General features: G+C 60.2%; 9 protein-coding genes. 5 read left to right on the plus strand and 4 right to left on the minus strand.

Annotation, left to right across the window (positions count from 1 at the left end):
* Positions 1 to 16: 16 nt before the first annotated feature.
* From IG616_RS09110 to IG616_RS09120, 3 genes are all read right to left on the minus strand, one after another.
* Positions 17 to 808 (minus strand): TSUP family transporter, encoded by a 792-nt coding sequence (locus IG616_RS09110; RefSeq protein WP_209007386.1) that lies wholly within the window; start codon positions 806 to 808, stop codon positions 17 to 19.
* A 139-nt stretch (positions 809 to 947) separates the two neighbouring features.
* Positions 948 to 4,391 (minus strand): pyruvate carboxylase, encoded by a 3,444-nt coding sequence (gene pyc / locus IG616_RS09115; RefSeq protein ID WP_192147832.1) that lies wholly within the window; start codon positions 4,389 to 4,391, stop codon positions 948 to 950.
* A 148-nt stretch (positions 4,392 to 4,539) separates the two neighbouring features.
* Complete coding sequence (locus IG616_RS09120) at positions 4,540 to 5,271, minus strand: LuxR family transcriptional regulator (RefSeq protein WP_192147833.1); 732 nt, start codon at positions 5,269 to 5,271, stop codon at positions 4,540 to 4,542.
* A 576-nt stretch (positions 5,272 to 5,847) separates the two neighbouring features.
* Between IG616_RS09120 and IG616_RS09125 the strand changes: the two genes are divergently transcribed.
* From IG616_RS09125 to IG616_RS09145, 5 genes are all read left to right on the plus strand, one after another.
* The gene (locus IG616_RS09125) at positions 5,848 to 8,883 is read left to right on the plus strand and encodes a DEAD/DEAH box helicase (RefSeq protein WP_192147834.1); all 3,036 of its coding nucleotides are present in this window, start codon (positions 5,848 to 5,850) and stop codon (positions 8,881 to 8,883) included.
* A gap of 28 nt (positions 8,884 to 8,911) precedes the next feature.
* Positions 8,912 to 9,301, plus strand: a complete 390-nt coding sequence (locus tag IG616_RS09130) for an RNA-binding S4 domain-containing protein (protein WP_192147835.1) — start codon at positions 8,912 to 8,914, stop codon at positions 9,299 to 9,301.
* Between the two features lie 194 nt (positions 9,302 to 9,495).
* Complete coding sequence (gene fdxA, locus IG616_RS09135) at positions 9,496 to 9,834, plus strand: ferredoxin FdxA (RefSeq protein WP_192147836.1); 339 nt, start codon at positions 9,496 to 9,498, stop codon at positions 9,832 to 9,834.
* A gap of 478 nt (positions 9,835 to 10,312) precedes the next feature.
* A complete protein-coding gene (locus IG616_RS09140) occupies positions 10,313 to 10,900 on the plus strand; it encodes a CarD family transcriptional regulator (protein WP_192147837.1) in 588 nt (195 codons plus the stop codon).
* A gap of 209 nt (positions 10,901 to 11,109) precedes the next feature.
* The gene (locus IG616_RS09145) at positions 11,110 to 11,979 is read left to right on the plus strand and encodes an RNA polymerase factor sigma-32 (protein ID WP_192147838.1); all 870 of its coding nucleotides are present in this window, start codon (positions 11,110 to 11,112) and stop codon (positions 11,977 to 11,979) included.
* A 63-nt stretch (positions 11,980 to 12,042) separates the two neighbouring features.
* On the opposite strand, the gene IG616_RS09150 is transcribed toward IG616_RS09145, so the two are convergent.
* Positions 12,043 to 12,588, minus strand: coding sequence for an RBBP9/YdeN family alpha/beta hydrolase (locus IG616_RS09150; protein ID WP_192147839.1), 546 nt, complete (start codon positions 12,586 to 12,588; stop codon positions 12,043 to 12,045).
* Positions 12,589 to 12,810: the final 222 nt, after the last annotated feature.

Raw genomic sequence — 12,810 nt, forward strand, 5'->3', positions numbered from 1 at the left:
GCTAAAAGCGCGCTCTTCAGCCCTGCAGCACGTTCATGAGCACCTTGATGCTCATGGCGAAGCACATGATCACGGTGATGGGGCGGATGATCTTCGCCCCGCCCTTGAAGGCGAAATGCGCGCCGAGATAGGCACCGAGGATCTGGCCTGCCATCATTGCCCCGCCTCCGACCCAGGCAATCTTGCCGAAGAAGATGAAATAGATCAGCGCGCCCAGATTGCTGGTCAGGTTGAACAGCTTGGCATGGGCGGTGGCTGTGCGGATCGGCATGCCGCGCAGGAGGATGAGTGACGTGGACATGAAGGAGCCTGTGCCGGGTCCGAAGAAGCCGTCGTAGAAGCCGATGGCCGGGGCAGCGGTCACGGCGTAACGGTCTGCAGTGATGCGCGGCTCGGTTTCCGCGTCCAGGTTCTTGGCAAAGAACAGAAAATAGAGCCCGATGCTGACCAGCAGAACCGGGATGAACAGCACCAGAATATCCGCATTGATCTGTTGCAGCACCCAGCCGCCCGCGATCGAGCCCATGGCAATGGCCGCAATCGCCTTGAGATTGGCCTTCACAGACACCGCGCCCCGGCGGATGAAATAGGCCGCGGCGGTCAGTGTGCCGCAACTGCCCTGCAGCTTGTTCGTTGCCAAGGCGGTCGCGGGCGGAATTCCGGCCAGCAGCAGGGCGGGGATGGTCAGAAGCCCGCCACCACCTGCAATGGCGTCGATCCAACCGGCAGCCACTGCGACGAGGAAAAGGATCGCGAGAATATCGAGGGAGAAGTCCATCGGGGAAGCCTTGAGCGGAACGCGTGGCAAAGACCTGTCCAAAGGAACAGGTTTGTTCGATTTTGACGGATCGCTGAACGAGGGAAGGAAGCGTTTGGGTGAGGGGAAAAGCTCTCACAAAGAAGAAGGGGAGCCGTCGGCTCCCCTTATCCGTAACGTGCCGATGAAATCAAGCCTGATAGACGATCAGGAGATCCTTGGCGTCGATCTGGCTGCCCGGTGTCACCAGAACTTCGGCAATGACCGCATCCCGTTCGGCATGGAGAGCCGTTTCCATCTTCATCGCTTCGATGGAGACCAGAACGTCTCCGGCGGTGACTTTCTGCCCGGCCTTGACCGCAACGGTCGAGATGACGCCGGGCATCGGTGCGCCGACGTGATCCGCATTGCCGTCTTCCGCCTTGCGCTTGGCCGAAGCCCCGGCGGCGCCATGGGCGCGGTCCGGAACCTTGATGATGCGCGGCTGGCCGTTCAGCTCGAAGAACACTTTCTTTTCGCCGTTCTCGTCGGTGTCGCCAAAGGCCTGGCAGCGGACGACGAGGGTTTTGCCCGGCTCCAGATCCACCATCAGCTCATCCCCGGCTTCCAGGCCATAGAAATAGACCGGTGTGGGCAGAACCGAGGTCGGGCCGTACTGGCTCTGGGCCTTGGCGAAGTCCGTGTAGACCTTCGGGTACATGAGGTAGGAGGCGAGATCCGCGTCGGAGATCTCATGGCCGGTCTTGTCGGCTGCTTCCTTGCGCCGGGCTTCCAGATCTTCGTCCTTCAGCAGAGAGCCGGGGCGCACAGTGATAGGAGTTGCGCCCTTCAGCACCTTGGCCTGCAGGGCGGAGGGCCACCCTGCCGGGGGCTGGCCCAGATCGCCGCGCAGCATCTGAACGACGGAGTCCGGGAAGGCCACATCCTTGGCCGGATCTTCTACCTCCGCAACGCTCAAGCCCTGGCTGACCATCATCAGGGCCATGTCGCCGACAACTTTGGAGGACGGTGTCACCTTCACGATGTCACCGAACATCATGTTCACGTCGGCATAGGTCTGAGCGACCTCGTGCCAGCGGGTTTCCAGACCCAGAGAACGGGCCTGTTCCTTCAGGTTGGTGAACTGGCCGCCCGGCATTTCGTGCAGATAGACTTCCGAGGCCGGTCCCTTCAGATCGCTCTCGAAGGCCGCATACTGGCTGCGCACGGCTTCCCAATAGAAGGAAATGCGCCGGATGGCTTCGGCGTCGAGGCCCGGATCCCGCTCTGAACCCTTGAGCGCTTCGACGATGGAGCCGAGGCAGGGCTGGGAGGTGTTGCCGGAGAAGGCATCCATGGCGCTGTCGACCGCATCGACGCCCGCATCGACGGCCGCCAGAACCGTGGCTGCCGCAATGCCGGAGGTGTCATGAGTGTGGAAGTGGATCGGAATGCCGACTTCTTCCTTCAGGGCCTTGAACAGGGTGCGGGCCGCGCCCGGCTTCAGCAGGCCGGCCATGTCCTTCACGCCCAGAATGTGCGCGCTCGCCTTTTCCAGCTCCTTGGCCAGATTGACGTAATACTTCAGATCGTATTTCGGGCGGGCACTGTCATTCAGGTCGCCGGTGTAGCACAGGGCGCCTTCGCACAGCTTGTCCGTTTCCAGAACCGCGTCGATGGAAACACGCATGTTCTCCACCCAGTTCAGGCAGTCGAAGACGCGGAAGACATCGACGCCGTTCTGCGCAGCCTGATGAACGAAGAAGCGGACCACATTGTCCGGATAGTTGGTATAGCCAACCCCGTTGGAGCCGCGCAGCAGCATCTGCAGCAGGATGTTCGGCGCCCGCTCACGGATGATGCGCAGGCGCTCCCAGGGATCTTCCGTCAGGAAGCGCATGGCGACATCGAAGGTCGCGCCGCCCCAGCATTCCAGCGAGAACAGCTGCGGCAGACCGGTCGCATAGGCGTCGGTGATCGCCGCGATGTCGTGGGTGCGCATGCGGGTGGCGAGCAGAGACTGGTGGCCGTCACGCATTGTGGTGTCGGTCATGAGCACCTGCGGCTGAGCCTTCATCCAGTCGGCGAAACCCTTGGGGCCGAGCTTTTCCAGAAGCTGGCGGGTGCCGTCCGGCTTGACCTGGCCGAAGTCCGGCACGACCGGTGCTGCCACGTCGCTGCCCGGCTTGCCGCGCGAACGGGTTTCCGGATGGCCGTTGACGGACACGTCCGCGATATAGGTCAGGAGCTTGGTCGCACGGTCCCGGCGGCTGGTGTGATCGAACAGTTCCGGCGTGTTGTCGATGAAGCGCGTTGTGTAGTCATTGGCGCGGAACTTCGGGTGCTCGATGATGTTTTCGAGGAACACGAGGTTCGTCGCCACACCGCGGATACGGAATTCGCGCAGGGCGCGTTCCATACGCTTGCAGGTTTCCTCTGCCGTCGGCGACCAGGCGGTCACCTTTTCCAGCAGGGGATCGTAGAAGCGGGTGATGACCGCGCCGGAATAGGCGGTGCCGCCGTCCAGACGGATGCCGAAGCCGGTTGCGCCCCGGTAGGCGGTGATGCGGCCATAGTCCGGGATGAAGTTCTGTTCCGGATCTTCGGTGGTGATGCGGCACTGAAGCGCGTGGCCGTTAAGGCGGATGTTCTCCTGAGCCGGAACACCACTTTCCGGCGTGCCAATGCGGGCGCCGCCTGCAATCTGGATCTGGGCCTTGACGATGTCTATGCCGGTGACTTCTTCCGTCACCGTGTGCTCTACCTGAACGCGCGGGTTCACTTCGATGAAGTAGATCGCGCCGGTGTCCGCATCCATCAGGAATTCGACGGTGCCTGCGCCCCGGTAACCGACTTCCCGGCCGATCTTCAGGCCGTAATCGCACAATTCCTTGCGCTTGGCCTCGTCGAGATAGGGGGCGGGTGCCCGTTCGACAACCTTTTGGTGGCGGCGCTGGATCGAGCAATCGCGCTCGAACAGGTGGACGAGGCCGCCCTGGCCGTCACCGAGGATCTGCACTTCCACGTGCCGGGCGCGCTGCACCAGCTTTTCAAGATAGATTTCGTCCTTGCCGAAGGCAGCCTTGGCTTCGCGCTTGGCAGCGACCACTTCGCGCACCAGCGTTGCCTCGTCCGGAATGACGCGCATACCGCGTCCGCCGCCGCCCCAGGAAGCCTTCAGCATCACCGGATAGCCGATCCCGGCTGCCAGGCGCTTGATTTCCTCCAGATCGTCCGGCAGCGGGTCGGTTGCCGGCATGACCGGAACGCCGGCCTCGATGGCAAGGTTGCGGGCCGCAACCTTGTTGCCCAGGCGGCGCATGGTCTCCGGCATCGGGCCGATGAAGATAATGCCAGCTTCCGCGCAGGCTTCAGCGAATTCCGGGCTTTCCGAAAGGAAGCCGTAGCCGGGGTGGATCGCATCCGCTTTCGCCTGTTTGGCAACCCGGATGATCTCGTCGATGGACAGATAAGCTTCGATCGGGCCGAGACCCTTACCAACCTGATAGGCCTCATCGGCCTTGAACCGGTGAAGGGCCAGTTTGTCCTGTTCGGCAAAGATGGCGACTGTTTTCAGCCCCAGTTCGTTTGCCGCGCGAAAGACACGGATAGCGATTTCAGAACGGTTTGCGACGAGAATTTTCTGGATTGCCAACAGCAGCCTCCACACGAACAGGGCAAGGAAGGGCAGCGGGGGACCCCGGTGCCGGATTGTTCTACTTGGGTGAGGATAATATGAAAAGGGGCAGAGACACTGCCCCTTTTAAAATTCAAATCGATTTAAGGGCCGCAAAAGCCTCTCTTCATCCGATCAGCTTATGCCGCATGGCCGTTGCAACAGCATGGGCGCGGTTGGCGGCGCTCAGTTTGCGGGTAGCTTCCTTGATGTACCAGTCGACCGTATGGCGGGAGATGCCGAGCCGGTCTCCGATTTCGCCGCTGGTCTTTCCCTCGGAGGTCCATTTCAGGCATTCGACTTCGCGGCCTGTCAGTGGATTGCCGATCGGTTCTTCCGCCAGGTCGGGGCAAGCGATTTGCAGGCCCTGCCGGTAGGCATAAAGCCCGGCAAGGTGGAGAGCGTGGCTGTCGCCATCTTGCAGCTCGACGGCCCGCCCGCCGAATGCGAGCGTGCCTTCATACCCGCGTGGCCCGTAGATCGGGATATAAAGGCCATCCTCCATATCGAAGTCGCGGGCTTCCAGCAGAATTTTTTGACTGCGCTCGCTCAAGGCGGGATCTTCGCGCATTTCCCGCCAACTGAAAGGATAGGAGGTGCGCATGCCTTTCGCGACGACCGGGTCATCCATGATGTAGTGGGAATCCAGGTACCGCCGCGTCCACTCCTCCGACCAGCAGGTCGAGATGATGCAAGGGGTGCCATGAATGCCGTGACGGGCAAATGTCGCCAGAACGAAGTTAGAAAATCCGAAGGCATCAGCAAGGTGTTTCAGGTCTTGCGACAGCTGGGCGACATTTGAACGGCCTGAAACAATCCCGGTGAACTCGAGTGCACGGCTGAGACTGTGCGTATGCATGTTACTAGCGGCCTCGCAAGCGGTGGTTAACTGGTGCGCAATGAAGCAAAAATACAGAGAAACAAAAGATTCTGCCAGGAAGCCGAAACTTTCGCCACATTCGTATCTTGCAGAAATTATTCGTATTTTCCAGTCTCTATATGAAATGAAGTCACCAGCACCTATTTGTCAGGGGCAATTTGTCTGCAAGCTCTCCGGCCCGTTGCTTTAACTTTTTTGAGTTGTATTTTTATTTGCTGCAACTAATTTGCTCGAGTTTTAGATTGACAGCCTGATCGGATTTTCTGGGCCCTAACGAGGGCCTCTTGCGGCATGTTCTTGCAAAGACTCAGGATTTGGTTCCATTTCAGATCCGGGAACCACATGTAGTGGAGAACGAAACCTGAATCTTGAAGAGTCATCGATTCGGTCCGTTTTTGTTCCGGAGTCGTTCCTTCGCCGTGTTTCAGGCCGTCCTGCAGATGCCTGGCGGCAATAAAGACAGGACAGGGCAGATCCCCTGTGCTAGGTCACGGTCTCGGTCGTGAGACCTTGGAAATCTCGTCGTTCAAAGCCGGATACCGCCGCAGTAGTCTGATGTCCCGTCCCCATATAATGCCGCTGCCGCCCGCGGCCCGGTCCCGAACGGTCACCGCTGTTCTTGGGCCCACCAATACCGGCAAGACACATCTGGCAATCGAACGGATGCTGGCTCAACCCTCCGGCCTAATCGGCCTGCCGCTGCGCCTTTTGGCGCGCGAGGTCTATGGCCGAATGGTCGAGCGTGCAGGCGTTGACGCGGTTGCCCTGATCACGGGCGAGGAAAAGATCGTCCCAAAGTCGCCCCGTTTCTGGGTGTCGACCGTCGAGGCGATGCCGCTGGATCTGAAAACCGACTTCGTCGCCATCGATGAAGTGCAGCTTGCGGGGGATCTGGACCGGGGTCATGTGTTCACGGATCGTATCCTGAACCTGCGCGGTCGGGCCGAAACCCTGCTTCTGGGCGCCGCAACCGTCCGGCCTCTGCTGGAAAAGCTGCTGCCGGGGCTTAATGTTGTCACCCGCCCGCGCATGTCGGTTCTGACCTATGCCGGATCCAAGAAAGTCTCCCGTCTTCCCGCGCGCTCCGCAATTGTCGCGTTTTCGGCGGAGGAGGTTTACGGCATCGCCGAACTGATCCGGCGCCAGCGTGGCGGGGCGGCGGTGGTTCTGGGCTCTCTCAGTCCCCGGACCCGGAACGCCCAGGTCGAGCTGTTCCAGAACGGGGACGTTGAGCATCTGGTTGCGACAGATGCCATCGGCATGGGGCTGAACCTGGACGTGGACCACGTGGCCTTCGCCGGGAACCGGAAATACGACGGCTATCAGTACCGTCAATTGACCGCTGCCGAGATGGGGCAGATCGCCGGGCGCGCGGGCCGCCACACCCGCGACGGCAGCTTTGGCGTCACCGGACGGGTGGATCCGCTGGACGATGATCTGGTCGAACAGATTGAAAATCACCATTTCAACAGCCTGAAGGTGCTGCAATGGCGCAACAGTCAGCTTGATTTTTCATCAGCGGACGGGTTGCGGCGCTCGCTTGATGTTGTCCCGCGCGAAGAGGGGCTGGCACGGGCGCCGACGGGCGACGATATCACGGCGCTTGAGTTTCTTCTGCGGGATTCCGCCATTTCTGGCATGGCTCGCGGCGGAAAAGCTGTCGAATTGCTCTGGGATGTGTGTCAGGTTCCTGACTACAGAAAGATCGCGCCAGCCAACCATGCGGACATTCTGAGCCAGATCTACACCCACATAATGCGCGACGGTGTTATCGAAGAGGACTGGTTTAGCCGTCAATTGGCCTTCGCAGACCGCGTAGATGGTGATATCGACACTCTCGCCAACCGGATTGCCCATATCCGGACCTGGACATTTGTCGCGAACCGGCCTGATTGGCTGGGCGATCCGGCCCACTGGCAACAGGTGACCCGCGGCATTGAGGACAAATTATCCGATGCGCTGCACGAGCGTCTTACCCAGAGGTTCGTGGATCGGCGTACAAGTGTATTGATGCGACGTTTGAGAGAGAACGCCATGCTGGAAGCGGAAATCACATCGAGCGGTGATGTGCTCGTAGAAGGACAGCACATCGGAACGCTGCTTGGCTTCCGGTTTGCCCCTGATGCTGCGGCGGAAGGGCCGGATGGAAAGGCCCTGCGCGCTGCTGCGCAAAAGGCGCTTGCGACGGAAATCGAAAGCCGCGCCGACAAGCTGTCGCGTTCCGAGAACGGCGACTTCATCCTGTCGTCCGACGCCACCCTCCGCTGGCGCGGCGAACCGGTTGCGAAGCTTGCCGCCGGAGACGATGTGCTGTCCCCTGCCGTTTTGCTGCTTTCGGACGAGCATCTGACGGGTCCGGCCCGCGACAAGGTGCAGGAGCGTGTATCTCTCTGGGTTCGTGCCCAGGTCGATACGCTGTTGAAGCCGCTTGCCGATCTTAAGGCGGGAGAAGGGCTTGAGGGCCTTGCCCGCGGTATCGCCTATCGTCTTGCGGAAGGCCTTGGCAATCTGGAACGCCAGGAAATCTCAGAGGATGTGCGCCAGCTTGACCAGGATATGCGTGCATCCCTGCGCAAGGTCGGTGTCCGCTTCGGGGCCTATACCATTTTCGTTCCCGCGCTGTTGAAGCCTGCGCCGAGCCAGCTTCTGGCCCAGCTCTGGGCCATCAAGCACGGCTCCATGGATATGGCGGGCCTGAGCGAGCTGCCGCAGCTGTCAGCTTCCGGCCGCACCTCTATCCCGGTCGATCCGGCGATCGACAAGGCACTTTACAAGGTCGTCGGGTTCCGCGTCTGCGGCCCGCGCGCGGTGCGTGTTGATATTCTGGAACGTCTGGCCGATCTGATCCGTCCGCTCGTTGCGTGGAAGCCGCTGGATGTCGAAGTCACGCCGCCGGAAGGCGCCGTTGCTCAGGGCGGTGCCTTCACCGTGACTGTTGCGATGACCTCGCTGCTCGGCTGCGCTGGCGAAGACTTCTCCGCGATCCTGAAATCTCTGGGCTACCGTCTTGAGACCCGCGAAGTGGTCCGTCCGGTTGCTGCGGCTGCTGCTGAAACCGCTGCTCCGGAAGCTGCGTCTGCGGAACCGGCTGCTGCGGAACCGGCTGCTGCTGAAGAGGCTGCTGCTGCCGAAGAAGCTCCGGCTGCTGAAGTTTCGGCTGCAGAAGATGCTCCTGCCCAGGATGTGGCTGCAGAGGCATCCGAGGCTTCTGCGGCTCCCGAAGCTGCTGGTGAAACCGAAACCGTCACCATCGAGATCTGGCGTCCAGGCCGCGGCGACCGCCGTCCGCGTCCGGGTCAGTCCGATGGCCGGGGCGAAGGCCGCAAGGGTGGCCGTGGCCGCTCTGAAGGCCGTGGTGAGGGCCGTGGCGAAGGTGGTAACCGGAGTGAGCACCAGGGCAACCGCCGTCATGGCGGAGGCGGACCGAAGGGCGAAGGCAAGGGCCGTGGCGGAAACAAGCCGCATCACGGCGGCAACCAGGCTCCGCGCGGTGACCGCGAGCCCAAGCGTGACAAGCCGATCGATCCCAATTCGCCTTTTGCGGCCCTGATGGCGCTGAAGGCCGGAATGGAAAAGAAAGACAAGTCCTGACGGGCTTGTCCTGCGGAACAGGACCAGTATGAGCGCAGAAGGCGCAACATTACGGATCGACAAGTGGCTCTGGTACGCCAGGGTCACAAAATCCCGTTCTCTCGCTCAAAAGCTTGCGACCTCGGGCCATGTCCGGGTGAACAAGGAGAAGATTGACTCTTCCAGCAAGGCCATCCGGGCAGGGGACGTGCTGACCATCGCGCTGGAGCGGAAGATCCTCATTCTCAAGGTCGTGGCGCTGGGCACCCGGCGCGGGCCCTATGAGGAAGCCCGGCTTCTCTATGAGGACCTGTCTCCGCCGCCTCCCGGCAAGATTGAAGCCGCTCAGGCTCAGGCGCCAGCGCAGCGTGATGCCGGGGCGGGCAGGCCAACCAAGCGCGACCGCCGTAAGCTGGATGCCTTCCGGGAGGCTGACTGAAACGGGAATCCGGTTCTCCGGCCAGTTCTGGCAAGGCATTTCGTCTCACGGCGATTTGCGCAAGTGCGAACGCTTGCGCAGCCGCGTTAAACGGGATACCCAAACGCAAAGAACAAATGGACGCAGGCAGTCCGCTCCTTCCCGGCGGTCAAGCTCGTGCTCCGATTTCAGAGACTGCCGCATAGAGGATCACGATGACCTACGTCGTCACTGACAACTGCATCAAGTGCAAGTATACGGATTGCGTTGAGGTTTGCCCCGTCGATTGTTTCTACGAGGGCGAGAACATGCTGGTCATCAATCCGGATGAATGCATCGATTGCGGTGTTTGCGAACCGGAATGCCCGGCCGAGGCCATTTTGCCGGATACCGAGCCGGGCTTGGAAAAGTGGATCGAGCTGAACGCCGAATATGCGGCGAAGTGGCCGAACATAACCGAAAAGAAGGACGCTCTTCCCGAGGCTGCCGAATTCGACGGCAAGACCAACAAGCTGGAAGAGTATTTCTCCCCGGAAGGCCCGTCCGGCAACTGATCTGCCTGACCGGAATTCCATTGGACATCAAAACCCGCGCGCCGCTTCACAAGCAGGCTGCGCGGGTTTTTGCGTTTGGCGTGCAGATTTGGCCGCTAAGCTCGCGCGCAAAAGACTGTTGAACAGGCGGGCACTGAGGTGAAAGACAGGATGTGACGGCAAAATGCGCTCTGTGCTTTAATTTAGCGCAGAGGTGTGTTATATTTACCAGACAGTCGTTCAACCGCAGGAAGTTTCCCCCTGACACGGAGGCATATCGGAACACAGTCCCCACGGATTGTGAGGCGAGTCTCACCGCCTACTGACCAAACTTCTAAATTGGATTTAAACGACTGACCACCCAGACGCGCCCGATATCAACAGGCGTTCCCAATCAGGACCGCGATTGGGTCATGTGCGCGTCATTTGAGTTCATGAGCTGCGGTTTGCGGCTTAAACGGTCTGACAGACCGGCAACTGCGCAGGAGTAGATACGAGAATGGCAACTGTAACGAAAAAGGCCGCGCAGCGTCAGGGTTTCAAAACGGGCGAATTCATCGTCTATCCGGCTCACGGCGTTGGCCTGATTACTGCCATTGAAGAACAGAGCGTTGCAGGTCACACCCTTGAACTCCTCGTCATCTTCTTCGAGAAGGACAAGATGACCCTCCGGGTTCCGGTCGCAAAGATTGCGTCCGTTGGCATGCGCAAGCTCGGTGAAGCTGCGGAAGTGAAGAAGGCTCTGGAAACCGTTCGCGGGCGTCCGCGCGTCAAGCGCACCATGTGGAGCCGCCGTGCCCAGGAATATGAAGCAAAGATCAATTCCGGCGACCTGATTGCGATCTCCGAAGTGGTTCGTGACCTCTACCGTTCGGACACCCAGCCGGAGCAGTCCTATTCCGAACGCCAGCTTTATGAAGCTGCGCTCGACCGTATGGCACGCGAAATCGCTGCCGTGAACAAGTGCTCCGAAACCGAAGCAACCAAGCAGATCGAGCAGAACCTTGCCAAGGCTCCGAGCCGCGCCAAGGCCGCTGCTGAAGAAGCTGGTTCTGACGATGATGACGATCAGGAAGAAGCAGCCTGATTTCAGGCGTTTAGGTCCTGACTGAAATTGGCCCGGGGTTCTTCCCCGGGCCTTTTTTATGGCTCGCAGTTGCGATCGCTCTAAGCTTCTTCAAAGGTGGTATCTTTTCAGATGGCAGCCTAGAGTAGTTTTCTGGATTCTTTTGGAACCAAACCGGTTCCCGGGCGTTTGATCCATAGAATTCCGGACAATTGCTTGGAGTGGCCGAAATGACGACGTCAGCAACCGAAAGACGCCAGTTGGTCCGCGCGGCCATGAAGGCACCCTATCTGACCCGCGAAGACGAGCAGGAGCTCGCCCGCCGCTGGAAGAACGACAAGGATGAGAAAGCGCTTGAGGCTCTGACCCTCGCGCACATGCGCTTGGTGATCGCTGTTGCCTCCCGCTACCGCAATTTTGGCCTGTCGCTGGTCGATCTCATTCAGGAAGGCCACGTCGGTCTGCTTGAGGCTGCAGCCCGCTTTGATCCGGAGCGTGAGGTGCGCTTCTCGACCTATGCAACCTGGTGGATCCGTGCCCAGATCCAGGACCATATCCTGAGGAACTGGTCCATCGTCCGTGGCGGGACATCCTCCGCCCAGAAAGCCCTTTTCTTCAATCTCCGGCGTTTGCGGGCAAAGCTGTCTGGCAGCGGGCAGACGCTGACAGATTCCGAGCTGCACCGGAAAATCGCGGACGCGATTGGCGTGAAGGTTGCCGATGTTGCGCTGATGAATGCGCGGCTTTCGGGGCCGGACGCTTCTCTCAATGCCCCGGTTTCCGATGGCGATGAGACCTCGGCCGACCGGCAGGACTTCCTCGTCTGCGAGGCTCCGTTGCCTGACGAAATCGTCTCGGAAAACATTGACGCCGAGCGCCGTAAGATCTGGCTTCGCAACGCGCTTCGGGTTTTGAACGACCGCGAGCTGCGGATTGTGAAGGAACGCCGCCTGACAGATGAGGGCGCAACGCTGGAGTCCCTTGGCCAGACGCTTGGCATCTCGAAGGAGCGTGTCCGTCAGATCGAGAGCCGGGCCATGGAAAAGCTCAAGGCTGTCCTGGTTGAGCGTCAGCCGGACCAGGCCCCGTATTACATGTGAAACGGGCAGCGCATCCCGGGCTCAGGAGCTCTCGATGCGCTGCCTTGCGCCCTCTCCACAAAGTCAGAGGGCAGCCTCAAGCGTCCTCACGAAAGCAGTTAGCAGACCCCGGCCTTCCGGCCAGTCGCCAAGACCGCTTTGACCGTTGATGTGGCCGGCCGCGCCGATGACGGATAACTCGCTTCCCCATTGTACGGCTCTGGCTTCGGCATAGTGCAGGGTCCCATAAGGATCATTGCTGCTTGCCAGGATCAGGGACGGGAAGCGGAGCCTCTCCTCCGGCGGCTGCACGAAGCTTGCTGCCTGGGCGGGAAATGCAGCCGACTTCGGATCCGGCACGGCGGCAAGGAATGCGCCCTTGACCGGCAGAGTACTTGCCTTCTGCCAATGAGCGACCAGTAGGCAGGCGAGGCTATGAGCCACAAGTACGGGTGGGGTTTTGGCCGCTTCCACGGCCCGTTCGAGTGCCGCGATCCAATCGGTCAGATCGGGTTCGTCCCAACTGGCCGGCGTAAACCGGCGGATGGCCGGATCGGCGGCCTCCCATAGGCTCTGCCAATGGGTGTCTCCTGAATTACCGATCCCCGGCAGGTGAATGAATTCTGTCATGCTTGCCCTCTTTGTTGCGACTGCCGGATATTGACGATTTACAGGCCTCTCCGGAATTGGCATCCATCGGAAAGAGATGACCAAATCCGATGGATTAGAGCGTGTCGTTGCTGACCGGATTCAGGATTCCCATTTTGTTTGATCCGTGATTCCTTGTTTTGAAACGAAGCAAGGGGGCGTTGATGGGCAAGCCACATCCTTTGGAACTCCGGCAGCGTGTTG

The sequence above is a fragment of the Roseibium litorale genome (assembly GCF_014842915.1).
Lineage (GTDB): Bacteria > Pseudomonadota > Alphaproteobacteria > Rhizobiales > Stappiaceae > Roseibium > Roseibium litorale.